The 26,029-nt window shown below is 72.0% G+C and carries 23 protein-coding genes and 1 rRNA gene; 10 read left to right on the top strand and 14 right to left on the bottom strand.

Annotated features, from left to right (window positions below; genetic code table 11):
- Positions 1–2 precede the first annotated feature (2 nt).
- Positions 3–593 carry a nucleotidyltransferase family protein gene (locus tag ABTZ99_RS23265; protein ID WP_499613850.1) on the top strand — a complete coding sequence of 197 codons (591 nt, stop codon included), beginning with the start codon at positions 3–5 and terminating at the stop codon, positions 591–593.
- Positions 594–666: 73 nt separating this feature from the next.
- On the opposite strand, the gene ABTZ99_RS23260 is transcribed toward ABTZ99_RS23265, so the two are convergent.
- Both ABTZ99_RS23260 and ABTZ99_RS23255 read right to left on the bottom strand, forming a co-directional pair.
- Positions 667–1,290 carry a hypothetical protein gene (locus ABTZ99_RS23260; RefSeq protein ID WP_498784222.1) on the bottom strand — a complete coding sequence of 208 codons (624 nt, stop codon included), beginning with the start codon at positions 1,288–1,290 and terminating at the stop codon, positions 667–669.
- 22 nt (positions 1,291–1,312) lie between these two features.
- Complete coding sequence (locus ABTZ99_RS23255; RefSeq protein ID WP_499613848.1) at positions 1,313–2,131, bottom strand: lysozyme; 819 nt, start codon at positions 2,129–2,131, stop codon at positions 1,313–1,315.
- A gap of 303 nt (positions 2,132–2,434) precedes the next feature.
- On the opposite strand from ABTZ99_RS23255, the gene ABTZ99_RS23250 reads away from it, so the two are divergent.
- On the top strand, positions 2,435–2,824 hold the full coding sequence (locus tag ABTZ99_RS23250; protein ID WP_499613846.1) for a hypothetical protein: 390 nt from the start codon (positions 2,435–2,437) through the stop codon (positions 2,822–2,824).
- A gap of 134 nt (positions 2,825–2,958) precedes the next feature.
- Positions 2,959–5,091, top strand: coding sequence for a transglycosylase domain-containing protein (locus tag ABTZ99_RS23245; protein ID WP_498784228.1), 2,133 nt, complete (start codon positions 2,959–2,961; stop codon positions 5,089–5,091).
- A 726-nt stretch (positions 5,092–5,817) separates the two neighbouring features.
- On the opposite strand, the gene ABTZ99_RS23240 is transcribed toward ABTZ99_RS23245, so the two are convergent.
- The gene (locus tag ABTZ99_RS23240; RefSeq protein ID WP_498784230.1) at positions 5,818–6,582 is read right to left on the bottom strand and encodes a DeoR/GlpR family DNA-binding transcription regulator; all 765 of its coding nucleotides are present in this window, start codon (positions 6,580–6,582) and stop codon (positions 5,818–5,820) included.
- A 103-nt stretch (positions 6,583–6,685) separates the two neighbouring features.
- Here ABTZ99_RS23240 and ABTZ99_RS23235 point away from each other — a divergent pair, with 103 nt between their 5' ends.
- Complete coding sequence (locus ABTZ99_RS23235) at positions 6,686–7,426, top strand: SIS domain-containing protein (protein WP_498784232.1); 741 nt, start codon at positions 6,686–6,688, stop codon at positions 7,424–7,426.
- A gap of 86 nt (positions 7,427–7,512) precedes the next feature.
- Entirely contained in the window at positions 7,513–9,057 is a 1,545-nt protein-coding gene (locus ABTZ99_RS23230) for a penicillin-binding transpeptidase domain-containing protein (RefSeq protein ID WP_499613842.1), read from the top strand.
- Positions 9,058–9,094: 37 nt separating this feature from the next.
- Here the strand turns inward: ABTZ99_RS23230 and ABTZ99_RS23225 are convergent, their stop codons facing one another.
- The 4 genes from ABTZ99_RS23225 to ABTZ99_RS23210 form a co-directional block, all read right to left on the bottom strand.
- The gene (locus ABTZ99_RS23225; RefSeq protein ID WP_499613839.1) at positions 9,095–10,975 is read right to left on the bottom strand and encodes an ABC transporter ATP-binding protein; all 1,881 of its coding nucleotides are present in this window, start codon (positions 10,973–10,975) and stop codon (positions 9,095–9,097) included.
- A 373-nt stretch (positions 10,976–11,348) separates the two neighbouring features.
- Positions 11,349–12,164 carry an enoyl-CoA hydratase/isomerase family protein gene (locus ABTZ99_RS23220; RefSeq protein ID WP_499613836.1) on the bottom strand — a complete coding sequence of 272 codons (816 nt, stop codon included), beginning with the start codon at positions 12,162–12,164 and terminating at the stop codon, positions 11,349–11,351.
- 66 nt (positions 12,165–12,230) lie between these two features.
- Positions 12,231–12,440, bottom strand: coding sequence for a helix-turn-helix domain-containing protein (locus tag ABTZ99_RS23215; RefSeq protein ID WP_015103570.1), 210 nt, complete (start codon positions 12,438–12,440; stop codon positions 12,231–12,233).
- 177 nt (positions 12,441–12,617) lie between these two features.
- The gene (locus tag ABTZ99_RS23210; protein ID WP_498784239.1) at positions 12,618–14,246 is read right to left on the bottom strand and encodes an ABC-F family ATP-binding cassette domain-containing protein; all 1,629 of its coding nucleotides are present in this window, start codon (positions 14,244–14,246) and stop codon (positions 12,618–12,620) included.
- A 143-nt stretch (positions 14,247–14,389) separates the two neighbouring features.
- Here ABTZ99_RS23210 and ABTZ99_RS23205 point away from each other — a divergent pair, with 143 nt between their 5' ends.
- Positions 14,390–15,163, top strand: a complete 774-nt coding sequence (locus tag ABTZ99_RS23205; protein WP_498784241.1) for an SDR family oxidoreductase — start codon at positions 14,390–14,392, stop codon at positions 15,161–15,163.
- Positions 15,164–15,291: 128 nt separating this feature from the next.
- Positions 15,292–15,639, top strand: a complete 348-nt coding sequence (locus ABTZ99_RS23200; protein ID WP_498784243.1) for a hypothetical protein — start codon at positions 15,292–15,294, stop codon at positions 15,637–15,639.
- Positions 15,640–15,750: 111 nt separating this feature from the next.
- On the opposite strand, the gene ABTZ99_RS23195 is transcribed toward ABTZ99_RS23200, so the two are convergent.
- The 4 genes from ABTZ99_RS23195 to ABTZ99_RS23180 are packed head-to-tail and all read right to left on the bottom strand — an operon-like array spanning position 15,751 to position 18,031.
- Entirely contained in the window at positions 15,751–16,266 is a 516-nt protein-coding gene (locus tag ABTZ99_RS23195) for a SigE family RNA polymerase sigma factor (protein ID WP_498784245.1), read from the bottom strand.
- Positions 16,267–16,270: 4 nt separating this feature from the next.
- A complete protein-coding gene (locus ABTZ99_RS23190) occupies positions 16,271–16,681 on the bottom strand; it encodes a hypothetical protein (protein ID WP_498784246.1) in 411 nt (136 codons plus the stop codon).
- Positions 16,682–16,731: 50 nt separating this feature from the next.
- Entirely contained in the window at positions 16,732–17,442 is a 711-nt protein-coding gene (locus tag ABTZ99_RS23185; protein WP_498784248.1) for an acVLRF1 family peptidyl-tRNA hydrolase, read from the bottom strand.
- A gap of 13 nt (positions 17,443–17,455) precedes the next feature.
- A complete protein-coding gene (locus ABTZ99_RS23180) occupies positions 17,456–18,031 on the bottom strand; it encodes a hypothetical protein (protein WP_498784250.1) in 576 nt (191 codons plus the stop codon).
- A gap of 308 nt (positions 18,032–18,339) precedes the next feature.
- Between ABTZ99_RS23180 and ABTZ99_RS23175 the strand changes: the two genes are divergently transcribed.
- Positions 18,340–19,317 (top strand): helix-turn-helix domain-containing protein, encoded by a 978-nt coding sequence (locus tag ABTZ99_RS23175; protein WP_077005242.1) that lies wholly within the window; start codon positions 18,340–18,342, stop codon positions 19,315–19,317.
- 61 nt (positions 19,318–19,378) lie between these two features.
- On the opposite strand, the gene ABTZ99_RS23170 is transcribed toward ABTZ99_RS23175, so the two are convergent.
- Both ABTZ99_RS23170 and ABTZ99_RS23165 read right to left on the bottom strand, forming a co-directional pair.
- Entirely contained in the window at positions 19,379–22,168 is a 2,790-nt protein-coding gene (locus ABTZ99_RS23170) for a S8 family serine peptidase (RefSeq protein WP_498784252.1), read from the bottom strand.
- A 144-nt stretch (positions 22,169–22,312) separates the two neighbouring features.
- A complete protein-coding gene (locus ABTZ99_RS23165; RefSeq protein WP_498784254.1) occupies positions 22,313–23,881 on the bottom strand; it encodes a deoxyguanosinetriphosphate triphosphohydrolase family protein in 1,569 nt (522 codons plus the stop codon).
- A gap of 93 nt (positions 23,882–23,974) precedes the next feature.
- On the opposite strand from ABTZ99_RS23165, the gene ABTZ99_RS23160 reads away from it, so the two are divergent.
- A complete protein-coding gene (locus ABTZ99_RS23160; protein WP_498784256.1) occupies positions 23,975–24,289 on the top strand; it encodes a hypothetical protein in 315 nt (104 codons plus the stop codon).
- A 1-nt stretch (position 24,290) separates the two neighbouring features.
- Positions 24,291–25,886, top strand: coding sequence for a WXG100-like domain-containing protein (locus tag ABTZ99_RS23155; RefSeq protein ID WP_499613825.1), 1,596 nt, complete (start codon positions 24,291–24,293; stop codon positions 25,884–25,886).
- Between the two features lie 49 nt (positions 25,887–25,935).
- On the opposite strand, the gene rrf is transcribed toward ABTZ99_RS23155, so the two are convergent.
- A 5S ribosomal RNA gene (gene rrf / locus ABTZ99_RS23150) occupies positions 25,936–26,029 on the bottom strand; the annotation flags it as partial.

The raw sequence follows: 26,029 nt of genomic DNA, 5'->3' as shown, positions 1-26,029 counted from the left end.
GCATGCCGGTCGCGGGGTTGCTGCTCGCCGCGGGCGCCGGGCGGCGGTTCGGCGGGCCCAAGGCGCTGGTGACGCACGGCGGCGTGCTGTGGGTCGACCGGGCGGCGGCGGTGCTGCGGGACGCCGGGTGCGCGCCGGTCGTCGTGGTGCTCGGCGCCTCGGCGTCGTCCGTGCGCGCGCGGGCGGCGCTGGACGGCTGCGTCGTGGTGGACAACCCCGACTGGGCCACTGGCATGGGCTCGTCGCTGCGCGCCGGGCTGGCCGCGCTGACCGGTGGCGAGGTCGGTGCGGTCGTCGACGCAGTGGTCGACGCGGTGGTCGTGCTGCCGGTGGACACGCCGGGCGTCACGGTGGCGGCGGTCGAGCGATTGGGGGCGCTGGCGTCGCCGACGGCGCTGGCGCGTGCCTCGTACGGCGGCACGCCCGGCCACCCCGTGCTGCTCGGCTCGGCGCACTGGGCGGCGGTGGCCGCGTCGGCGGTCGGTGACGCGGGCGCGCGGGACTACCTGCGGGCGCACGGTGCGCTGGACGTGCCGTGCGGCGACGTGGCCGACGGCGACGACGTGGACCACCCGCGCGACCTGCCCCGGTGAAGCGCGCCGCGCCCGGGTCGGCTTCTCCGTGCCGGGCCGCTCGCGGTGGCGGTCGGGCGCGGCGGCAGTTCCTTCAGGCCGACGTCGGGCGTTGCTCCTCGGCGTCCGGCTGCACGACGGGCAGCGGGCCGGAGATGATGCGCGGCATCGGCACGTCGAGCGGCGGCTCGGTGTCCGCGGTCCAGCGGTCCGGCCCGTCCACGTGGGTCGCGAGCAGGGCACGTGCCTCCGCGGTCGCCTCCTGCACGATCTCGCGGGCGCGCTGCTCGGCCTCGGCCAGCCGCCGTTGCGTCTCCTGCTCGGTCTCGTCGAGCAGCACGGCCTGCTGCCGCGCCACCTCCTCGGCCCGCTTGAGCATCTGCTCGCTGCGCTCCCGCGCGTCGGTCTCGAAGGCGTCCGCCTTCTGCCTGGCCACGTGCATCAGGTAGCGGATGCAGCCGGACACCGCGTTGTCCTTCGCGTAACCCGCGTGCAGCACCCGGTACTCGCCGAGCTCGCTGCGCGCGTCCTCCAGCTCCCGCATCAGGTCGTCGGCGGTGGCCACGGCGCCGTCCCGGTCCGTCCGCAGCACCTCCAGCTCCTCCCGCAGGCGGGCCAGCTCCCACCTGGTGCGGATCAGCTCCTCGTCCACTTGTCGCCGGTCGTAGCCGCGCCACCGCACGGGGAAGGGCGTGCCCTGGGACTTGTCGATGTGCATGGCTGCCGCCGTTCCGGACGACTCAGCCCCGGGCCAGCGCCACGAGGTCGTCCATGGTGCCGTTGAACAGGTTCTGGTCGATCGGGGTCGACGTGTGCTGCCAGATCGCGTGCGCCGACCAGCGGTGCGGCAGCGGGCCCACGCTGTCGGCGTAGCGGGCCACCCACACCGGGTTCGTCGCGGTGAAGTCACCGAGGCGGCCCGTGCACAGGTCCCACCACGTGGTGGACGTGTAGATCACCGGCCAGCGGCCGGTGCGGAAGTGGTAGGTGTCGCTGAACTGGCGGATCCAGGCCACCATCGCCTCGGGCGCGAGGCCGTAGCACTTGTCGTCGCCGTACGGGTTGTACTCGACGTCGAGGGCGCCGGGCAGCGTGCTGCCGTCGGCGGCCCAGCCGCCGCCGTGGTCGACGAAGTAGTTCGCCTGCGCCGCGCCGTCGGACTTGTCGGGCAGCGCGAAGTGGTACGCGCCGCGGACCATGCCCACCTGGTGCGAGCCGCCGTACTGCTGGCCGTAGTTCGGGTTGACGTAACCGGTGCCTTCGGTGGCCTTGACGTAGGCGAACCGCATCCCCTGGTTCCACCAGTGCGGCCAGTCGACGTCGCCCTGGTGGCTGCTCACGTCCATGCCCGGGACGGTCGGGCCGGTGAGCACGAGTTCGTCCGCGTCGACCGGGTTCGCGCCCTCGTGCTTGGCGATCTGCGAGCCCGCGGCGTGGTCGGCGGCGTCCTCCGCGCCCGGCTCCGCCCCGGTCGCCGGCACGTGCAGGGCGGCGAGGCAGGCGAGCACCACCGCCGACGCGGTCGCGAGGGACGGCCACTTGTGGGATCGCGCCGGCATTGGACTTCCTCCCCGTCACCCCGCCTCGGCGGAGCCGTGCTCGACTCGGCGACTCGCGGCGGCTCGGCGCCGGCTCGCGGCCGTGGCTTTCTGCTCGAACGGCTACCACCGCTGGTGCCCGGACAACCTGAAGAAGTCGTTTACACCTGAACGAATGACAGAAGCCGTCTTTCGCGGCACGCCACGTGATCGAATGGTGTGCGTGGGTGACGATCAATTCGTCGACCGCCGGGGAAAGCCGGCATGAAGTTCCACTTCCGGGGGCACTCACCCGGTGAGCGCGACGCACAGAAGGTGAGAACCATGACCTCGACCTCAGTGGATTGGGAGCCGTTCATCGAGTCACTGCACGAGGCGGCCGGCCTGTGGGACCGCGGCCTCGCGTGCCGGGCCAGTCGACAGCAGGTCGACGAGGACGTCGACGCCGACCCGCCGCGGGTCGTGCCGATCACCGAGGCCGAGGCGGAACGGCTGATGAGGGCCGTGGCGTTCCTCGCGCGGCGGCTCAGCGTGGCCGCCGAGTGCGTCGTCTACGTGACCGCCGAGTCGAGGCTGGAACCCACCGAGGGCGATCCGGGGGCGCAGGCCGACGCGCTGTCGCTGACCGCGCTGCACGCCGCCGCGATGCGGCACGCGGCCGACCTCGCCAGCGCCGCCTTCAACCGCTCCGACGCCCACTACGACGCGGCGTAGCACCACCGTGCGTAGAATCGTCCACGAACGGGTGAACAATGCGGTGTTAAACGTCGGACCGCGATTGTCCAGACGTTGCGGTGAACCCGACTCCGCGGTGTTTCCGCCGCCCGTCCGAGCGTAACTCCCCAGTCATGCGCACCGCCTCCCTCGCGAAACTCATGGGCCTCTGCCTCGTGGCCGGGTTGCTGCTCGCCGGGATGGCGATCCCGGTCGTCGGAGCCGCCGGCCTGGTGTCGAACCGGATGAGCGACCACGTCGCGGCCACCACGGTCAACATGCTGGACTCGCCGCCGCCGCTGATGACGACGATCACGGACAAGGACGGCGTCCCGTTCGCCTACCTCTACGACCAGTACCGCGTGCTCACGCCGCCGGACAAGGTCGCGCAGGTCATGAAGGACGCGCTGGTGTCCGCCGAGGACCGCCGGTTCTACGAGCACCACGGCGTCGACTGGCTGGCCACGCTGCGCGCCGCGATGCGCAACCAGTCCGAGGGCAGCACCACGCAGGGCGCGTCGACGATCACGCAGCAGTACGTCAAGAACCACCTCGTGCACGTGCTGGAGCGGGAGGACGTCAGCGGGCAGAAGAAGGCGCAGGAGCAGACGATCGCCCGCAAGCTGCGCGAGGCGCGCATCGCCGTGCACGTCGAGTCCCAGCTGAGCAAGGACGAGATCCTGTCGCGGTACCTGGACGTGGTGCCGTTCGGCGGCACGATCTACGGCATCGCGGCGGCGTCCCAGGCGTACTTCAACACCACGCCGGACGTGTTGACCGTGCCGCAGGCGGCGATGCTCGCCGGGATGGTGAACAGCCCGACGTTCCTCGACCCGGAGGCCCGGCCGGACAAGGCGGTCGAGCGGCGGAACATGGTCATCGACCTGATGGTGGAGAACGCCAAGCTGTCGCACGAGCAGGCCGAGGTGCACAAGCGCGCGCCGCTGGGTTTGGCCACGCCGGTCCGTCCACTGTCGACGGGGTGCGTCGGGTCCGGGGTGGAGTTCGGGTTCTACTGCTCGTTCGTGGTCAATCACCTGACCCGCAACGGTTACTCGTTGAACGAGTTGAAGATCGGCGGCTACACGATCCAGACCACCCTGGACCGCGACCTCACGCGGCAGGCCAAGCAGGCGGCCGAGGCGCAGGTGCCGAAGACGACGGAGGGCATCGCGAACACGGCGGCGGTCGTGCGGCCGGGCAAGGAGCGGCACGAGGTGGTGGCGCTGGCGGCCAACCGCGACTACGGGCTGCACAAGGACCAGTTCCAGACGCAGTTCGACCTGCCGAGCGCGGTGGAGAACAAGTTCGGTGCCGGGTCGGTGTACAAGGTGTTCACGGCCGCGGCGGCGTTGGAGAAGGGCGGGCTCGGGATCGAGAGCATCGTCGAGTCGCCCGGTTCGCACACCTCACGCGTGTTCCGCGGTGGCGCGCCGGGGTGTCCCGGCACCGGTGAGCCGTTCACGTACTGGTACTGCCTGCGCAACCACGACGGCAGCTACCCGCCCCGGATGCCGTTGAAGGAGGCGTTGGCGACCTCCCCCAACACGGCGTTCGTGATCCTGGAGGAGCGGGTCGGGTTGGACTCGGTGGTCGACATGGCGTACCGGCTGGGGATGCGGGACACGTTGGCGACGAACATCGCGGGCGTGCCGCCGGACCCGAAGTCGAAGCAGAAGGAGTTGAGGGTGACGCAGGCGGACTTCTACAAGGGGTCCGGGAACGCGTCGTTCACCCTCGGGCCGGCGCCGACCAGCACGCTGGAACTGGCGAACGTGGCGGCGACCCTGATGTCGGGCGGCGTGTGGTGCCCGCCGACGCCGATCATGAAGATCACCGACCGGCACGGGAAGGACACGGGGTACGCCGACCAGCCGTGCGAGCAGGCCGTGGAGGAGCCGTTGGCGAACGCGCTGGCGGTCGGGCTGAGCGAGGACGACCAGGGTCGCGGCACGGCCGCGGCGGCGGCGAAGGATTTCGGGTGGACCCGGCCGGCGCTCGGGAAGACCGGGACGACGGAGGAGTACAAGTCAGCCGCGTTCCTGGGTGCGACAGCCGACTACGCCGGGGCCGTGCAGGTGTTCAACGACAGCACGTCGCCACGGGGCATCTGCGTGAAGGCGGGCCCACCCCGCCTGTGCGGCGAGGGTGACATCTACGGCGGCACCCTGCCCGCGAAGACGTGGTTCGACTTCATGACCAAGGCCCACGCCAACCTGCCGGAGAAACCACTGCCCCCGGTAGAACCCCGCTACCGCCGCCCCTGACGGGCCGCCGACCACCACACCCGCCCCGGTCCCCACCCCCGGCACCCGCCACGCCCGACCCGTCACCCCGCCACGCCCGCCCCGGTCCCCACCGGCACCCCTCATGCTCGTCCCGGTCCCCGCCCGTCACACCATCGAGTGATCATCGCCCGAAAATGTACGGAAACACTGTTACCGCCCCTCGGTTGATTATGCCGAGCGCCGAACCACCCCGCCGTCCCTCACCACCCCGACCCCACCCGACACACCACCAGGGCCCCACGACCAGGGCCCCACCACCACGCCGCCGCCCCCACCGCCCACCGCCACGCCTCGCACCCGCCTCCCACCGCCCACCTGCCGCCGCCCACCTCCCGCCGCCCACCGCCCACCTCCCACCGCTACGCCTCGCACCCACCGCCCACCTCCCACTGCCACGCACCCGCCACGCCTCGCACCCGCCTCCCAACGACTCCCTGCCCGCCGCCGCCCCAGCGATCCAGCCCCGCCCGGGCGACCCACCCGCCTCCCAGCCATCCCCGATCGACGCGACCCGGCCCGCACATGCATCCTGACGACGCCCGGCCGGCACGGGTCGCCCCGGCGACGCGGGCCCGAACGGATTGCCCCTTGCAGCGCACCCCTTGCAGCGCACCCCGAGCGACTACCCGCCCGCACCCGGCCCACCCCGGTGCCGCCCGGCCCGTCGCGACCCGCGCGCGACGCGGCCCCACGCGCACCCCGGCGTCAGACAAGCCTCACCTCCACCCCTGCCTCACGAATCCGGCTCACCTCCTCCTCCGGCGCGTCCGAGTCGGTGACCAGCACGTCGATCTCCTCCACCGGGCACACCCGCCCGAACGCCGTGCGCCCGAACTTCGAGCTGTCGATCGCCGCGATCACCCGCGCCGACGCCTCGACCGCCGCCCGCTTCACCGCGCCCTCGCCCAGGTCGTGCGCCGACACCCCGTTGCGCGCACTCAGCCCACAGCTGCCGAGCACCATCGTGTCGAACCGCATCACGCGGAACGCGTGCTCCGTCAACGGCCCCACGAACGCGAGCTCACCGGGCCGGATGTCGCCACCCGGCAACACCATCCGCACCTGCTCCGCGCCCCGCAGCTCGTCCGCCGAGTGCAACGACAGCGGCAGGACGGTCAGCCGCCGGTCGACCAGCCACCGCGCCACCTCCACCGCGGTGCTGCCGCCGTCGAGCACCACGGTCTCGCCGTCGTCCAGCAGACCGGCGACCGCGCCACCGATCCGCCGCTTCGCCTCCAACCGCTGCCGCGCCCGCGCCGCGTAAGGCGTCTCCTCCCCCGTCAACATGCTCACCGCCGCACCGCGCACGCGCCGGAGCAGCCCTTCCCGCTCCAGCACGTCGAGATCGCGCCGCACCGTCATCTCCGAAGTGCCCACCAGGTCCGCCAGGACACCGACGGACACCCGCTCGCCGCCCCGCAAGCGGTGGAGGATTTTCTCGTGACGCCAGGACACATCCATGGCGTTCATTTGAACACCGGAGATGTTCGAGGGTCAACACCCTGGCGAGTGATGGGACGATCCGGTAGGACTTGGCACCGGCACCGTTTGGTATAGACCACTGGAGGACCGCATGACGACCGAGCCCGTGACCGACACCGACTACGGCGACGTCGTGCGCACCCACCTCACCAGGGTGGAGCAGCAGAACGCGGCGGCCCTGGACGACGTGGCCGAACTGGTGCTGGCGAGCGTCCGCGCGGACGGCATGGTGCTCACGGCGGGCGCGGGCCACTCCCTCGCCGCCGTCGCCGAGACGTTCTACCGCGCCGGCGGCCTCGCCTGCGTCCGCCCGATCTACCACCCCGAACTGCTGCCCATGCACGGCGCGGTGAGCAGCACGTCCGCCGAACGCCGCTCCGGCCTCGCCGCCGAGGTGCTGCGCGAAGCGGGCCTGGCCGCGCACGACGTGCTGTTCGTCTTCTCCACCTCCGGCGTGAACCCGTACCCGGTGGAGCTGGCCGTGCTCGCGGCGGACGCGGGCTGCCCCGTGGTCGCGGTGACGTCGGTCGCGGCGAGCGCGCTCGCACCCCGCCGTGCGGGCACCACGCTCGCCGAGAACGCCACCGTGGTGCTGGACAACATGGTGCCGCCGGGCGACGCGACCTACCCGCTCGCGAACCCCGTCACCGCCGCCGTGTCCACGATCGCGACCGCGTTCCTGTGGAACCTGCTGATGGTGCGCCTGTTCGACAAGGCCGCCGAGGCGGGCGTGCCGCTGCCGCTGTGGCGCAGCGCGAACGTCGAGGGCGGCGACGCGGCCAACGCCGACCTGCTGCGCAAGTACCAGACTCGGGTGCCGCAGCTGGGCTGAGTCGGCTTTCACGAATTCTCCACACGTCCGGGTTAATCTCCGGACGCCAAGGGGGGAATTTCGTGAACAAGAGGATGAAACGCTGGGTGTTGGCAGGTGGGGGCGCCGCGGCGGTCACGGTGATCGTCTCGGGCGTGCTCGTGCTGTGGTCGGGCGACGAGCCCTCAGCCAAGAAGCCCGAACGGGTGGCTCCGGGCGTCGTCGCCCAGCAGTTCTTCACCGCCATGACGTCCGGTCAGGCGGGACAGGCGGCGGCGGTCACCGACGCGGCGGACGCGGCCGGCGCGGTGATCGCCCGCACCCGGCAGGGCATGCCGGGCGCGTCGTTCCAGGCGCAGCTCGGCCGGCTGCCGCAGGTCGCCGACGGCGTCACGACGGCCGAGGTGGACGCGAACGTCACGTGGACGTTGCCGGGCGGCGTGCCGCTCGAGTACGCGACCAAGGTCGAGCTGCGGCTGGTGGACGACCGGTGGCTCGTGCACTGGTCGCCGTCCGTGCTGCACCCGCAGCTCGCGGAGGGCCAGAGCCTGGCCTACACCACGACGCCCGCGGACGGCCAGTTGTTCGACCGCACGGGTCGGCCGGTGCCGGCGGACTTCGCGCCCGTGGTGATGAACTCCGTGCGGCAGGCCGTCGGCACGTTGAAGGGCACGCCGGGGTGGCGGGTCGCCGTCGTGGACGCGGCGGGGACGGCGGTGGCCGTGCTCCAGGAGCAGAAGGCGCAGGCCGCGCGGTCGATGACGGTCACGCTGGACCCCAAGACGCAGGCCGCCGCGCAGGCCGCGGTCGACCAGGTCGGCGGTCAGCAGGCCATGCTGGTGGCGGTCCAGCCGTCGACCGGCGAGATCCTTGCGGTGGCGCAGAACGCGGCGGTCGGGAACGACCCGCTCGCGCTCTACGGCCACTACGAGCCGGGGTCGACGTTCAAGGTCGTCACGGCGACCGCGGCGTTGACCGGTGGCCTGGCCACGGCGGACACCCCGGTGGCGTGCCCGGGCAAGGCGACCATCGGCACCCGGCAGATCACCAACGACGACTCGTTCGAGCTGGGCACGGTGCCGCTGCACCGGGCGTTCGCGGCGTCGTGCAACACCAGCTTCAGCCGGCTCGCGGCGGACCTGCCCGCGACCGCGCTGCCCCAGGCCGCCGCCTACTTCGGGCTCGCGTCGGACTTCACGGTCGCGGGCATCACCACGAACACCGGCAAGATCCCGCCCGCCGAGTCCGTGCCGGCCAGGGTGGAGGCGGGCATCGGCCAGGGTGAGACGCAGGTGACGCCGTTCGGCATGGCGCTGGTCGCGGCCACGGTCGCCAACGGCCGCACGCCCGTGCCGCAGCTGATCCGGGAGATCCCGACCGAGGGCCAGGCGCCGGCGGCGTTGCCCGGTGGGGTGACGGGCGCGTTGCGCTCGATGATGGCCGAGGTCGTCACCGGCGGCACGGCGCGCGAACTGGCCGGGTACGGCGCGGTGCGCGGCAAGACCGGGACCGCCCAGTTCGGTGACGGCACGCGGTCGCACGGCTGGTTCATGGGCTACCGGGGTGACGTCGCGTTCGCCGTGCTGGTGGTGAACGGCGGCTCGTCCAAGGTCGCGGTGGCCGCCACCAGCACGTTCCTCGGCGCGCTCTAGCGGCACCTTCCGCGTGGCGCGCCCGGACGGCACGCGGTCAGACGGCCGACTCCAGGTCCGCGGCGGGCGCTTCGTCGAACTGCGTGCGGTACAGCTCGGCGTAGCGCCCCTCGGCCGCCAGGAGTTCGGCGTGCGTGCCGCGTTCCACCACGCGCCCGGCCTCCACGACCAGGATCTGGTCGGCCGCGCGGATCGTGGACAGCCGGTGCGCGATCACCACCGCCGTCCGACCGCGCAACGCCTCGGTCAGCGCGACCTGCACCGCGGCCTCCGACTCGGAGTCCAGGTGCGCGGTCGCCTCGTCCAGGATGACCACGCGCGGCCGGGCCAGGAGCAGCCGGGCGATGGTGAGCCGCTGCCGTTCGCCGCCGGAGAGCCGGTAGCCGCGTTCGCCGACCACGGTGTCGAGGCCGTCGGGCAGCGATTCGACGAGGTGGTCCAGGCGCGCGCGGCGCAACGCGTCCCACAGCTCGTCCTCGGTCGCCTCCGGTCGCGGGTAGGTCAGGTTCGCGCGGATCGTGTCGTGGAACAGGTGACCGTCCTGGGTGACGACGCCGACGGTCTGCCGGATCGAGTCGAACGCCAGCTCGCGCACGTCCACACCGGACAGCCGGACCGCGCCGGAGTCGGTGTCGTAGAGCCGCGGGACGAGTGAGGCGATGGTCGACTTGCCCGCGCCGGACGAGCCGACGAGCGCCACCATCCGACCGGGCTCGGCGCGGAAGCTGATGCCGTGCAACACCTCCTCGCCACCGCGTGTGTCCAATGTGGCCACTGATTCCAACGAGGCCAGTGAGACCTTGTCCGCCGCCGGGTAGGCGAAGCGGACGTCGTCGAACTCGACGGAGACCGGGCCGTCGGGCACGCGGCGCGGTTGGTCCGGTTCGGCGATCATCGGTTTGAGGTCGAGGACTTCGAAGACGCGTTCGAACGACACGAGCGCGGTCATCACGTCGACCCGCGCGTTGGCGAGGGCGGTGAGCGGCGAGTAGAGGCGGGTCAGCAGGAGGGCGAGCGACACGACGGTGCCGGCGGCCAGGTCGCCGGTCAGCGCGAGGTAGCCGCCGAGGCCGTAGACCAGGGCTTGGGCGAGGGCGGAGACCAGGGTCAGGCCGGTCATGAACCAGCGTGTGGCCATCGCCGTGCGGACGCCGATGTCGCGGACGCGCGCGGCCCGTTCGCCGAACTCGGCGCTCTCGTCCTCCGGTCGGCCGAACAGCTTCACCAGCGTCGCGCCCGGTGCGGAGAACCGCTCGGTCATCTGGGTGGTCATGCCCGCGTTCAGGGTCGAGGCTTCGCGCTGGAGGTCCGCCATCCGGTTGCCCATGCGCCGCGCGGGGATCACGAAGACGGGCAGCAGCACCAGGGCGAGCGCGGTCACCTGCCACGAAAGAGTGAACATCACGCCCAGGGAGAGCCCCAGTTGGATGACATTGGTGACCACGCCGGAGAGCGTCGAGGTGAACGCCCGCTGCGCGCCGATCACGTCGTTGTTCAACCGGCTGACCAACGCGCCGGTGCGCGTTCGGGTGAAGAACGCGATGGGCATGCGCTGCACGTGCTCGTACACGGCGCGCCGCAGGTCGTGGATGAGGCCTTCCCCGATCCGCGCCGACTGCCACCGCTCGACCAACCCGAGCCCCGCGTCCACCACCGCGATGACCGCGATCACCACGGCCAGCCACACGACGACCGACACGTCCCGGCCGCCGACGATCGCGTCCACCACGCGTCCCGCCAACACCGGCGTGCTGACCGCGAGCACCGCCGACACGACCGTGAGCAGCAGGAACACGACCAACTTCGCCCGGTGCGGCCCGGCGAACGCCAGCACTCGCCGGAACGTCCCACGTCGCACCGCCGTCGGCGCGTCCGACGCACGCATCGCGCTGCGCATCAATCCCCAGGATCCGTCCACGCCAGACGGTAACGCCACCGGCCCTCTCGACGTTCCCGCACCCGCCGGCGACACGCGGTCAGGGAAGCGTTTGCGTAGGGCTCCGGCTCCGGCTCCGGCTCCGGCCCCGGCTCCGGCTCGGGCTCCGGCTCCGGCTCCGGCTCGGGGTCGGGGTCGGGGTCGGGCTCCGGCTCGGGGTCGGGCTCCGGCTCGGCTGCGTGGGCGGGGTGGCGGTGGGCGGGGCGGGGTGGCGGCGGAGCGGGGTGGCGGCGGTGGGGCGGAGTGGTTCGGGGTAGGCGGGGTGGTTCGGGGCTCGGTCATATCAACCGATGTACGGGAACAGTGTTTCCGTACATTTTTGGCCCGATCTCACCCGATCGTGTTCGGCCGCACGTCAGCTCTGACCGCCGAGCAGGGCGGTCAGCTCACCGAGGCGGCGCAGCTGGGCCTCGCGCTCGGCCCGCAGCTGCTCCTCCTCCGAAGCACCATCGGCCGCAGACGCCAGCAGCGCCAACGTCTCCCGCACGGCGCCGGGCATCGGCTGCAGCAACTGCCCGACGAACGCGTCGACCGCGCCGTCCAACCCGTCCACGGGCACGACGGAGTTCGCGAGGCCGATCCGCAACGCCTCCTCGGCGCCGACCCGCCGCCCCGTCAGGCAGATCTCGGCCGCGCGCGAGTACCCGACCAGGCGCACCAGGGGCAGCGTGCCGCCGAGGTCGGGCACCAGGCCGAGCGAGGTCTCGGCCATGCAGAACTTGGCGTCGTCGGCGGCCACGCGGAAGTCGCACGCCAGGGCGAGCTGGAAGCCCGCGCCGATCGCGTGCCCGCGCACCGCGGCGATCGTCACCCGAGCCGGGTCGCGCAGCCAGCGGAAGCCCTCTTGGAACTCCGCGATCAGCGCGGCGCCTGCTTCGGGTCCCCGTCGCGTGATCTCCGGCAGACCCGGTTCGCCCTCCACCGGGGCGCCCGTGAACATGCGCCGGTCGAGCCCGGCGGAGAAGGCGCGACCGGAACCCCGGACGACCACGACGCGGACGTCCGGGCCCAGCTGTTCACCGATCGTCCGCAACGCCACCCAGGTCGACGGCGTCTGTGCGTTGAGCACGTCGGGACGGTCGAGCGTGATCGTCGCGCGCGGTCCGTCCACGACGAGCCGCACGCCTCCGCGTTCCAGCAGGTCGGCGTCGATGGTGGTCGGTGCCGACATGCGTGAACCTCCGGGTTTCGTCAGGCGTCGTCTCTCCCCGACGCCATGTGGTTACCGGAGGGTAGCTTACTTCTTCTTCGTGCGGGTGGCGCCACCGCGACCGCGCAGCTGCACACCGGACTCGCTGAGAACCCGGTGCACGAAGCCGTAGGAGCGCCCGGTGGACTCGGCCAACGCCCGGATGCTCGCGCCCTTTTCGTACTTCTTCTTCAGGTCAGCGGCCAGCTTGTCCCGCGTGGCGCCGGTGATCCGGGCGCCCTTCTTCAGGTCAGCCACCTTGTCCCGCCTTCCGTAGACAGCAGGTCGGGCCTTCGAAAGCCCCTGTCGTCGCAATGATCGAACACGAAGACCAAGAACGCCAGGTGATCAAGCGAAATGATCTGCGAGCGGTCGTTTGATCACGCAGAGTCGATCAGTGCTCACGTTCGGGTGAGAGAGGCGAAACCCCTTGCCTCAGGCCAACTGCACGAGCTCCAGGTACTCCTGGGACCAGTGGTCCTCGGTGCCGTCGGGCAGCAGGATCACCCGCTCGGGCTCAAGCGCCTCCACCGCGCCCGGGTCGTGCGTGACGAGGACGACCGCCCCCTCGTACCGCCGCAACGCGTCGAGCACCTGCTCGCGGCTGGCCGGGTCGAGGTTGTTCGTCGGCTCGTCGAGCAGCAGCACGTTCGCCGCGCTCGACACCAGGCCGGCCAGCGCCAACCGGGTCTTCTCGCCGCCCGACAGGGTGCCGGCGGGCTGGTCGAGCTGCTCACCGCTGAACAGGAACGTGCCCAGCAGCGAGCGCAGCTGCTGCTCCGGTGTGTCCGGCGCGGCGTGGCGGATGTTCTGCCACACCGTGGCCTCGTGGTCGAGCGTCTCGTGCTCCTGGGCGAAGTACCCGAGCTTGAGGCCGTGACCGGCGATCACCTCGCCGCTGTCCGGGCGTTCCATGGAGCCGATCAGCCGCAGCAACGTGGTCTTGCCGGCGCCGTTCAGCCCGAGGATGACCACGCGTGATCCGCGGTCGATGGCCAGGTCGACGCCGCTGAAGACCTCCAGCGAGCCGTACGACTTGCTCAAACCCTCCGCGGTCAACGGCGTCCGGCCGCACGTGGCGGGCTGCGGGAAGCGGATCTTCGCGACCTTGTCCGCCTGGCGGGTGTCGTCCAGGCCGGACAGCAGCTTCTCGGCGCGGCGGGCCATGTTCTGCGCGGCGACCGCCTTGGTGGCCTTCGCGCGCATCTTGTCGGCCTGCGCCATGAGCGCGCCGGCCTTCTTCTCCGCGTTGGCGCGCTCGCGCCGGCGGCGCTTCTCGTCGGCGGCGCGCGCTTCGAGGTACTTCTTCCAGCCCATGTTGTAGATGTCGACCTCGCCGCGCGTCGCGTCGAGGAACCACACCTTGTTGACCACGTCGTCGAGCAGCTCGACGTCGTGGCTGATCACGACCAGGCCGCCCTCGTGCGACTTGAGGAACCCGCGCAGCCACGCGATCGAGTCGGCGTCGAGGTGGTTCGTCGGCTCGTCGATGAGCAGGATCGTGCTGGACTTCGCGCCGACACCGCCCTCGGAGGCGGCGAACAGGATGCGGGCCAGCTCGACGCGGCGGCGCTGACCGCCGGACAGCGTGCGCAGCGGCTGGGCGAGCACGCGGTCGGCCAGGCCGAGGTTGGCGCAGATGCGGGCGGCTTCGCTCTCGGCCGCGTACCCGCCGAGGGCGGCGAACCGCTCTTCGAGGCGGCCGTACTTGCGCACGGCGGCCTGCAGCTCGGCGTCGTCGACCAGCTCGGCCATCGTGGACTGCATCTTCTCCAGGTCGCGGAGCAGCTGGTCCAGGCCTCGTGCGGACAGCACGCGGTCCTTGGCGATGACCGACAGGTCGCCCTCGCGCGGGTCCTGCGGCAGGTAGCCGAGCTCGCCGCTGCGGCGGATGTCGCCCGCGTACGGCTGGCCCTCGCCCGCGAGGACGCGCAGCGACGTGGTCTTGCCCGCGCCGTTGCGGCCGACGAGGCCGATGCGGTCGCCGGCCTGGACGCGGAGGGTGGCGTCGGACAGCAGGATGCGCGAGCCCGCGCGCAACTCGAGATCGGTTGCGGTGATCAAGTTCTACTCCGGGTGTGTGGTCATGCGAGGTCAACGGCGCGGCCGGCGCGGGACCTACTCGATGAGGATGACCACGAGCCCCAGTCTACGGGGTGGGCGCCACTGGATTAGCAGTGTGTGTCCACCGGCATACATTGCGCGGTATGACTTCGGACTTCACGGGCAGGGCGGCCCTGGTCACGGGCGCCAGTCGGGGTATCGGGCACGGCATCGCGCTGGAGCTGCTGTCGCGCGGCGCGTCGGTGGCGATCACGTCGCGCAAGGCGGAGGCGGTCACGGCGGCGGCCGAGTCGCTGGCGGTCACGGCCGGCGTTTCACCTGATCGTGTGCTTGCGGTGCCGGGCAACGCGGGCAACGCCGACGACCGGGCGCAGGCCGTCGAGTCGACCCTGGAGCGGTTCGGGCGGCTGGACGTGCTCGTGAACAACACCGGCATCAACCCCGTGTTCGGCGCTCTGATGGACGCCGACCTCGACGCGGTGCGGAAGATCTTCGACGTCAACGTGGTCGCCGCGCTCGGGTTCGTGCAGCTGGCGTGGAAGGCGTGGATGAGCGAGCACGGCGGCGCGGTGGTGAACGTCGCGTCGGTGGGAGGGATCCGGTCGACCGGGGTGATCGGGGCGTACGGGGCGAGCAAGGCGGCGCTGATCCGGTTGACGGAGGAGCTGGCGTGGCAGCTCGGGCCGAAGGTGCGGGTGAACGCGGTCGCGCCGGCGGTGGTGAAGACCCGGTTCGCCGAGGCCCTGTACACGGGACGGGAGGAGGAGGCGGCGGGCGGATACCCGATGAAGCGGCTCGGGACGCCGGAGGACGTGGCGCGGCTGGTCGCGTTCCTGGCTTCGGACGCCGCCGAGTGGATCACCGGTGAGACCGTGCGCGTGGACGGCGGGCTGCTCGCCACGGGAACGTTGGCGTAGGTCGGCCTCACGGCGGGTCGACGGCGGGGCTCCTCACGGACGAGTCCCGCCGCTGGTGCCAGTGCGTGGCGAGGGCGGGCCGCACGTTGCGGGCGGTGCCGGCAGGTCGTGGGGCCGGTGGTCAGCGGGTGGTGGTTCGCAGGGGTTCGGTGCCGGTGGACTGGGCGGTGGTGCCGGGGCTCGTGGTCCTCACGGTCGTGGTGGTCGTCGTCGAGGTGGAACTGGGGCTGGTCGTGGTCCCGGTGCGGCCGGGTCTGGTCGTGGTGGTGGGGGTCGTGGACGCCGGGATCTCCGCCGACGACGAGACGCCGGGGTCCGTGGTCGTGGGAGAAGGGCTGGACTGGGTCGAACTGCTCGTGGTGGGGATCGGCGGGCCCGCCGGGCTGTTGTCGTCCTGCCTCGGGGGCTGGTTCAGGGCGAAGGCGACCACCACCGCGACCACGGCGGTGCCGGTGCCGGTCGCGGCCACGGCGTAGGTGCGCCGGCGGCGTTTGACGGCGGCGCCGCGGTGGACGATGTCCACGGCCCCGAACGTGCGTGGCTGCGGCTTGATGTTCAGTTGTTCGAACGTCTTCTTCAGCTCGTCCTCAAGCACCGCGCGACACCTCCTGCCACAACTCGCCGAACTCCGGTCCCAGCCTTTGCCGCAACGCCTTGAGGCCGCGGCTCGTGTTGCTCTTCACCGTGCCCACGGAGCAACCGAGGGCCGCGGCCGTCTCCTCCACCCCCAGGTCGTGCCAGTACCGCAGCACGAGCGTCGCCCGCTGCTTCGCGGGCACGGCGCCCAACGCCTGCCACACCACCAGCCGGTCCTCGCTCAGCACCCCGGGCTCGGGCACCTCCGGCATCGCGTCGGTGAGCTTCTCCCGTTTCCACCGCACGCGGCGGCGCTCGGCCAGGAACGTGCGCACCACGATCTGCCGGAGGTAGCCGTCGAGCCCGTCACGCCGCACCAGCTTCGGCCCGGCCAGGTAGAGCTTGAGGAACGCGGACTGCACCACGTCTTCGGCCTCGTGGTGGTTGCCGCACAACAAGAACGCGGTGAAGCGCATCGAGTCGGCACACCGGTCGAAGTAGTGGGTGAACTCCGCGTCCCAGCTCACGCCGTCAGCGCCTCGTGGTGACGGTCGTGGTCGGCAGCGGCGGCCTGGTGGTCGTGGTCGTCGCCGGGAACGACGCGCCCGGCGACGTGGTCACCGTGGTCGTGGTCGCCGGCGGCTGGGACGAGGTCGGCTCCGGGCGCAGGGTGGTCGTCGTCGGCCACGGCCCGGGGCTGGTGCTGATCGGCGGCTCGGTGACCGTCGACTGCGGCGTGGTCTCGATCGGCGCGGTGGTCGGCGGCGAGGTGGCGATCGGCGACGTGGTGATCGGCGACGTGGTGACCGAGGTGACGGGAGGCGTGGTCGTGGTCGACGCGGGCGCTTCGTCGCCACCGCCGGACGCCAGCGCGGTCCCGGCCACGGCGATGCCGCCGAGCACGACGGCCCCGGCCGCCAGCGCGAGTCGTTTGCGCAGCAAGACTGCTCCTCGGGTTCGCGGGGCCACCGCGGTTCGGCGCCCCCTCACCCTTATGAATGCGGTCGGGTGCGGCGGGGGTTGTCACGAGTTCCGGGAGTTTCCCGGACGACGATCTCCACCGCCCGGGCCCGGACGGCGGCCTCGTCCAGCACCGCCCGCCGAGGCTCCGGCACATCCAACACGCGCGGCGACGCCAACGCGAACACGTCGCTCAGCCGTGGGTCACCCCGCAGGGCGTCCAACGCCTGACGGTCACCACCGAGCACGACCGCGTCCAGCTCACCGAGCCGTGGCGCCAACACCCTCGCCGCGTCGTCCGCCGCCGCCTGGAGCGCGACCCGCGCCTGCCCCTCCCGACGCCGCGCGAACCGCTGCTGCGACCACCCGCCCGCCTTGTTGCGCCCGTGCACCTGACGACTGTCCGTGGTCGACACCAGCACGACGCCGTCCTGCGCCACGCCGATGCTGTGCCCGCCGAGCCGCACCAGCAGCAGCCCTATCCGGCGCGGCGCGAGCGCGTACGCCAGCAACGCGTCCAGCACCAGACCTTCAGCCTCACCTTGAGGGGTGAATTCACCGAACGCGGCCGACACCGAGGCCGTGGCCCCGTCCACCGCCGTGACCAGGCAACGACCAGGCGTCACCGACGTCGAGACCACCCCGCCGTGCCGCGCGGCGAACCGCGAGAACCACCCGTCCAGGCGTTCGGGCGGCACCTCGACCGCCCGGCCGCCGCCGGAGACCGGGCGGACCTTGGTCACGGCGGCGCGGCGTTCATGCCGGCGCGACCGCGACCCAGACCGGCAGCGGGTGCCCGCACTCGGCGGGCGAGAGCCGCTGCACGGCGCCGAACCCGGCGTCGGTCAGCGAGGCGGAGATCTGCTCGGGCGACAGCACGCGGTGCCGGGTCGACACGGTGTTCGCGACCTCCCACGTCTCCGCGCCGCGCACCAGCCGCACGACCTCCAAGGCGTAGGACTCGCCGTCGGCCGACCAGTCCCACAGCTGCACGGTCACCTGCCGCTCCGGACCGCGCCCGGACACCTTCGGCGGCGGCGCGGTGGGCCGGAGCCGGCCGAGTTTGTCCAGCTCGGGGACGGCGGCGACGAACAGGCCGCCGGGCCGCAGCGCCTGGCGGGCGAGCAGCAGCGCCTGGTCGAGCGCGTTCTCGTGCGCCAACCGGGGCAGCAGGTCGTCGCCCGCGCGGACCACGTCGACGGGCGGCCCACCGCGGTGGCGCACGACGTCGAGCAGGTCGAGCACCACGTGGTGGCCGTCGCCGAGCACGGCGGCGGCGACCTCCGTCAACGGGTCCTCCGGCAGGGGCACGAGGTCCTGGGCGGCGGTCACCGGGCACACAGTAGGCCCAACGGATCAACGACCGCCAACGGCAGGTGGCCGGTGGGGCGACTCCGCGCGCGGTCGCATACCAGTACCGAAGGGGCCGGTGCCAGGACCCCGAAGCCGCCGTTGCACAATGTTACCGGTGGGTTTACAAAGGGGAGAGCACGGATGTTCACCACTTGACAGAACGATGCCCATCCCAGTGAACTCGTAACCCGTATGGCCCAATCAATGACTCCACCTGGAAGGCACCAACGCCCTGCGTTGGCGGGTAGGGTCACTGGGGCGTGATCTCATGACAGCGGGGAGTCACAATGACCAACGCTGCCGGTCGACCCAACCTGTCCGTCGACGAACTCGACTCGACGGGCCACGGCAGTCTTGCGCAGCTTCTCACCACGGGACCGTTCCCCGAGGCGCTGAGAGCCGCGATCAAAGCCAGCAGGCTGAGTCTCGACCGCATCCAGCACCGGCTCGCGCTGCGCGGGGTTACGATCAGTGTCGCCACGCTGAGTTACTGGCAGTCCGGCCGACGCCGACCCGAGCGACCCGAGTCGCTGGAGGCGCTGCGCCACCTGGAGACCGTGCTCGGCGTGCCGCAGGCCGGCCTGTCGGCGCTGCTCGGCCCGCCGCGCCCGCGCGGCAGGCGGTCCCGACCGACGACGATGATGCCGATCGACGCGCTGTGGGCGCGGCGTGAGCGGGTGGCGAACCTGCTCACGAAGGTGGACACGTCGTCGGACGTGAAGCTGGGCCGGATCAGCCAGCACGACCGGATCGAGATCGCCGCGGACGGCGGTCAGCGCTCGGTGTGGGTGCGCCAGATCCTGCGCGCGGAGCAGGACGGCCCGGACCGGTGGGCGCTGGTGTTCGAGACCGAGCAGGCCAACGTGCTGCCGCAGGTGGTGAACCTGCGCAACTGCCACCTCGGCCGCGTGGTCGAGGACACCGAGGCCAACATCATGGCCGCCGAGATGATGTTCGACCGACCCCTGACCAGGGGCGAGACCATCATCATGGAGTACGAGCTGCTGTTCGCCGAGGGTCACTACCCGGCGGGCAACAACACGTTCGCCCGCAAGTTCCGGCTGCCGGTGCGCGAGTACGTGATCGAGGTGCGGTTCGACCAGTCGAACCTGCCCGCCCGCTGCCAGCAGTTCAGCGTGCCCGCGGGCGACGACACCCCGTCCCGGCGGCGCAACCTGGCCCTGGACGCGGCGGGTGGCGTGCACGCCGTGGCGCTCGGTTTCGGGCCCGGCGTGTTCGGCATCCGCTGGGAGTGGCCGAAGTAACACGTGAACAAAAGGGCCCCGGGAGCGTGCTCCCGGGGCCCTTCTCACACTCGGGCGAACCCTAGACGTAACCGTTGATCTTCAGCGAGACCGAGCGGATCGAGCCGCGGTCGGACGAGGCGCCGTCCACGACCTTGAACGTCCACGTGCCGTCCACCGGCTCGGCCAGCAGCGCGCCCAGCGGGGTGATGGGCCGCCACGTGCCGGTGAACGGCGCCAACGCGCTGGTCACCGACGAGAACGGCTGCGCCGCGGTGTCGTCGAACACGACCTGGCACAGGTTGTTGCCGGTCGCGCCGTTGCGCTGGAACACCGTGGCCGTCGCGCCGGACGGCGAGGTCAGCGTGCCGACCAGGTCGCCGACGAACGAGTGGTCGATGCCGACCGTGGTCGCGCCCGTCGTCGCGCTGCACGTGTCGCCGTCCACGGAGAACACGATCCGGGAGCCGCGGCCGATGCCGCTGACCGGGATCTCCACCGCGACGCCGGTGGCGTCGTTGTCCGGGATGGCCACGACCGGCCCGGCGTAGGCGAACGTCTTCGTGTCGCGGGACGGCTCGCCGACGTTGAGCGTGAACGTGCCCGTGGTCGGCGAGGTGGAGCCCGCGAACGTCACCCGGGCGTCCAGCCGCACGGCCGAGCCGACGCCCATCGACGCGGGCACGGTCACCTTGAACGTGTTGGTGACCGTCTGGCCGACCTCGATGTTCCCGTAGGACTTCGACCGAGGCGCGATCGTCACGCCCGCGGTGGGCGTGGTGAGCACGAGGCTGGTCGACGCGGCCGTGCCGTCACCGGAGTTGACCACCGGCACGGTGACCGTGGCCGTGGTGCCCGGCTTGAGGTACTGGCTGCCGTCGGCGTCGTTGACCACGGACGGCTTCGCCGCCTTCGCCAGCGGCTGCGGCGAGGCGCCGGTGTAGGCCAGCACCAGGTCGGCGCGCACGACGCCCGCGCCGGTCCGGTTGTCCACGCCCGCTTCGACGATGTCGATCGCGGTGGCGGTCATCGCCTCCCGCACCTCGGCTGGCGACAGGCCGGGGTTGCCGGACAGCACCAGGCCCGCGATGCCGGCCGCGTTCGGCGCGGACGCCGACGTGCCGAAGAACGGGTTGAAGCCGCTCACGCTGGTCTGCACGCCGTCCGCCGCGGTCAGGTCGGGCTTCTGCCTGACCTCCTCGCGCGGGGTGCCGTCGGGCGCGAAGAACACGCGACGCGGACCGTCCGAGGTGAACCGCTCGGGCTTCTGCGTGCCGTCGAACGCGTTCGGGAACGGGCCGCGCGGGTTGGCCGGGTCGCCCGGCTCCAGGTCGAACGGCAGCGGGTCGTTCGCCGGCGCCGCCGCCACGCTGATCGCGCCCTTGGCCGCGGAGTGGCCGCGGGTCACACCCGGCGTGGCGAACTTCTTGAGCCCGTCGGAGGAGTCCTTGAAGCGACCGCCCAGCGCGGTCAGCGCCAGGTACTTGTCCTCACCGCGGAACTTGACCACGGCCAACCGCAGGCCGAACGCGGACGCGGGCGTGTTGAGCCGCTCGTACGGGTCCTGGCTGCCGTCCTGCACGCCCTGGCTGAACGCCACCACGTTGCCCTGCGAGTTCGCCAGGTACAGGTCGTAGTCGTTGAACGACGAGGTCAGCGGGTCGGACCAGAACAGCGTCACGGGCACGTTGGCCGAGCTGTCCGACAGCGGGTTGAACACCTGCTTGGCGTCCGGCGAGGGGTTGAAGTCGTGCGCGGTGCCGGCGAACTTGCCGACGCCGACGCCGGAGTCGACGAACTGGCCCTCCCAGTGGCCCGAGGTGCCGTCGGCGACGTTGCCCTCGTTGCCGGCGGAGGAGAAGAACAGCGCGCCGTCGGCGGTGACCGCGTCCACGGCCTGCGCGATCACGCCGTCCTGGAAGGGCGACTCGTTGAAGTAGAGGATGTCGTCCACGATGACGTCGCAGCCCAGCTGGAAGCGCAGGGCGCGGATGTTGTCGGCGAAGCTCGCGTCGCCGTTGACGGCCGTGGCGAAGCCGAGGCTCGCGTTCGGCGCGATGTCGTGGAGGATCTCCAGCATCGCGGTGCCCTCGTTGCCGGAGCCCTCCTGGCCGGCCAGGACCTCGACGGCGGCGGGCAGCTCGCCGGCGGTCTGCGAGAGCCTCAGCGAGTCGACGCCGTCGGACAGCGCGCACAGCTTCACGCCCGTGCCGGTGACGCGGAAGTCGTCCCGGGCGGTGTCCGCGGCGTGCGCCCGGTCGCCCTCGCCGGTCCGGATCGCCTGCGGCGCGATCAGGGCCTCGCGGGTGCGCGCCTCGATCTCCCTGGCCTTGTCCTCCTTCGAGGGCGCCGGGTCGGCCTTGCGGTCCCGCTGGTTGAAGGTCTTGTACTCCACGGCGGTCTCGACGCGGCGGATGTCGCCGCGGGCGGACAGCTTGGCCAGCGAGCCGAGCGGCAGCTGGGCGCGGACCGTCCTGCCCTCGGTGGAGACCGAGCGGATCGCGCCGCCGGCGGCCTTCACGGCGGCCACCAGGTCGTCGGTGACCTCGAACGCGCGGATGTCCACCACGACGGTGTTTCCGCTGTGGACCTTCACGCCGGTCTGGAGGGCGGGGAGCTTGCTCAACGTGGTGGCGTTCGACCGGCGGCGCTGCTCGACGACGAGCGCGCTGTCCACTTTGGACTCGGCTTCGGTGAGTGACCGCTTGATGTCCTGCAGCGCGGCGATCTGCGCCGCGGTCTTGTCCTCGACGCCCTTGGACGCCTTCGTCGGATCGGCGGAGGCGGGCGACACCGCCCCCAAGGTCAGCAGCACGGCGGCACCCGCCGCGATCAGGGCGTTTCTTCGCAAACGACGTTTCGGTGAGCGCACAGGCGTCTCCCCCAGATCTTGCGTGCCCCCGACGCACGCGGCCTGCGGTCGGATGTCTCCGACCGAGGGGTCAACGTATTGCGCACGGACAAGTACCGTCTGCCACCGTTCGGCCTACTTCTCAGACGGTAGATCCATCACATTTCACAGTACAAAAGCATCTGTCCACAGCTGACCGGTTCGTCCGGACAGTGCGTCGAGCAACGCCGCGGCCTGGTTGTCGGTGAGCGAGGCGATGAAGTCGACCACCGCGCGGCCACGCGCCAGCGCCCGCACGGCGTCCGGACCGGACGGCGTCTCCCCCGTCGCGCCGACCAGGACGGACGGGTCCGTGCGCGCCAGCGCCGCGTACTCCTCGCCCGCCAGCTCGACCAGGTCGTGCAGCCGGCGCGGCAGCCGGTTCGCCTCGTGCCGGTCGGTGACCCACTGCTCCAACGCCTCGACCAGCGCCGTGAGCAGCCGCGCCTGGCCGCGCTGGTGCAGCGCGAGGTCGGGGCGCAGCAGCACGAACCGCCGGTGCACGAACTTCAGCACCTGCACCTCGTGCCACTGAGGCACCGCCAGCACCACGTGCCCCGACCTGGTCGTGGGCTCCTCGACCACGCCGACCGAGTCGACCAGGCGGCGCGTCCAGCGGGCGGAGAACCCGGCCACCGCCTGCTCCGCCTCCACCGAGCCGTCGAACGGGACCGCCAGCAGGCCGTCCACCAGCTCTGCGCGCACCTTGGCCACCGCGTGCGCGAACGCGTCGTCGTGCACCGCCCACGAGTCCTTGGCGTGCAGGCGGCGGCGCAGCGCCTCCAGCGAACGGCCCGGTCGGCGTTCCTGGGCGGCGAGGTCGGCCGCGGTCAGGCCCGCCAGCTCCACGGCGTGCTCCAGCCAGGTGTTCAGCTCCGTCGAGACGGCGGCGTGCTGGAGCACGCCCACGCGGTGGAAGTCCTCCAGGTCGTGGATGGCGTAGGCGATGTCGTCGGCCGTGTCCATGACCGACGCCTCGACCGTCTGCTGCCACGGCTCCACCCTGGCCGTGTAGAACGCGCGGGACTGCTCGACGTCGTCCAGCTCGGTGACGTAGGCGGAGAACTTGCTCGACCCGGTGCCCGGCCCGTCGGTCGGTTCGGCGGCGCCGCGCGGCGGGGCGGGGAGGTCCCTCGGGTGCGGCTTCGGGTAGGACAGGCGCGTCCACGGGTACTTCAGCATCGCCGCGCGCACCGCCACCGTCAGGTCGAGCCCGACCGCCGCGGGTCCGCGCACGTCGGTCGTCGTGACGATGCGGAACGACTGGGCGTTGCCCTCGAAGCCGTCCGACAACCCGAACCGGTGCCGGGCCAGCCGGTCGAGGACCTGCTCGCCGAGGTGCCCGAACGGCGGGTGCCCCAGGTCGTGCGCCAGCGAGGCGGCCTCCACCACGTCCGGGTCGCAGCCGCCGAGCTTGTCCAGCAGGTTGGCGATGTCGGGCCGGGTGTTGAGGCGCTCGGCGATGGCGCGGGCGGCCTGGGCCACCTTCAGGCTGTGCGTGAGGCGGTTGTGCACCAGCAAGCCGGAGCCGGTCGAGCTGACGACCTGCGTGACGCCGCCGAGCCGGGCGAAGAACGGCGAGCTGGCGACGCGGTCGCGGTCGACGCGGAACGGGCTCGTGGCCAGGTCCGCCTGGACGGCGGCGGAGTTCCCGCCGGAGCGGCGCTGCGTTCGGGGGTCGGGCTCATGGTGCATGGTCGAAAAATAGTCGCACCCGCGCGGCACGGCGCGTGACCGGTAGCGGCCAGCGCCCGCCGCGCCCGGACGCGCTGCGCCATCTTGGGCGCCATGGGTGGATTCGCACACATGCAGGTCGACGGCGTGGAACCCGCGCTGCACCGCCTCACCGGCGCCGGCGAGACCCTGGCCGCCACCTGGCGGGACGGGCAGTCCGGGCTGGTCGCGGGCGAGGCGGGCATCGGCGCGGACCCGTTGGGACAGGCGTTCCGCGCCGTCTACGACGCCGACGCGGCCAAGGTGCGCCAGGTCGCGGGCCTCGTGCCGGAGCTGCTGCTGACCGACGGCCGGGTCGGTCACGACGCCGTGGTCGACTACCTCGCCGCCGACGTGCGCTCCAGGGGCGCGTTCCCGGGTGGTGGCTGAGGTGGCCATCCCCGAACCGACCTCCGAGCTGTGGACGCGGGCGAAGGCCATGGGCGCCACCTGGCCCCTGTCGAACGAGGAGACCGCGCACGCGCTGGCCGACAGCTGGCGGCGCACCGGCGCCGAGTACGGCAAGGCCGCCGAGCACAGCCTGAACTCCGTGAACGCCGACTGGCCCGACGAGGCGGGTGCCGTGTTCACCGGCCTGGTCCACCACCACCTCCAGCGAGCCGGCACGACCGCCGCCGACATGGCCGAGCTCGCCCGCCGTGCCGACATCTTCGGCAACGAGGTCGCCACCGCCAAGGACGCCATCGTCAAGCTCCTCGACGCCAACGCCGAGCGGTACGCGGACATCACCGGCATCGGGGAGGACCTCCAGCGCAACGCGTTCGCCCAACAACTCGCGGCCGAGGCCACCAAGCTCGTGAACGACGCCGCCGGACGCATCACCGGAGGCCCGCCGGTCGGCCAGGTCCCCGGCCCGCCGCCGGGCGCGACCCCGCAGGAAGTCCACACCTGGTGGCTGTCCCTGGGCCAGGGCGAGCGCGAGGACGTCGTGCGGAACAACCCCGACCTGGTCCGCAACCTCGACGGCATCCCCGCCGAGGTCCGCGACCAGGCCAACCGCGCCGTGCTCGACCGGGAGATCGCCGCGCTGCGCGCCGAACGGGACCGGCTCGCGGCCCTGCACGACGAACGGCTCCGGATGGCGGACGAGTTCTCCAACAACCCGGGCCTGTGGGAGCAGGAGCGCGAACGCCTCATCCAGCTGGACGAGCAGATCGCCGTGCTGGAGCGCTTCCGGCCGGGCGGCGACCTCGCCGCGGCCGACCCCGAGCACCCCGAGAACCGGTACTACCTGCTCGGCCTCGACACCGCGGACGACGGCAAGATCATCGTGTCCTACGGCAACCCCGACACGGCGCGCAACATCGCGACCTACGTGCCCGGCACCTACGCCGAGCTCGGCCAGGCCGGCGGTGACATCGACCGGGCGAGGCGGCTGGCCCTCGACGCGGGCGAGGGATCCGCCGTCATCGCGTGGGTCGGCTACGACGCGCCCGACAGCATCATCCCCGAGGCCGGGAGGTCGATCTACGCGGACAACGCCGAACTGGCACTCGACCGGTTCCAGGACGGCCTTCGTGCGACGGACACCCAGGACCGGGCGCACCTCACCGTCGTGGGTCACAGCTACGGCACGACGGTCGTCGGCCAGACGGCGCGCGACCACGGCCTCAACGCCGACGACGTGGTGCTGGTGTCGAGCCCCGGCGCGGGCGTCCACCACGTCAGCGAACTCGGGCTCGACGGGGTCGACCCCGCGCACGTGGGCGAGCGCGTGCACGCCACCACGTCCCCGGATGATCCGATCAACTACACGAACCCCGAGATCGCCACGATGCCGGCAACACCCCGGAACCCCGAACCACCGACGTTCGACCCGTTCCACGGCCGCACCCCGGCCGATCCGCGGTTCGGCGCACGGGTCTTCGAATCACCCGCCGGTTGGGACCAACCCCACAGCGCGCCGTTCGAACCGGGCCACCCCGCGGTGGACGAGATCGGCGACATCATCGCCGGAGAACGCTGAAACGCCTCAAGGGGGCGCTCGAGATGAGCGCCCCCTTGAGGGAATGATTGTTCGGCGGCGTCCTACTCTCCCACACCCTCACGAGTGCAGTACCATCGGCGCTGGAAGGCTTAACTACCGGGTTCGGAATGGGACCGGGTGTT

Origin of the sequence: Actinosynnema sp. NPDC002837 (assembly GCF_040295345.1) — a bacterium.
Taxonomy (GTDB): domain Bacteria; phylum Actinomycetota; class Actinomycetes; order Mycobacteriales; family Pseudonocardiaceae; genus Actinosynnema.
The sequence above is the reverse complement of the archived record's forward strand: the minus strand, read 5'-3'. Positions and strand labels throughout refer to the sequence as shown.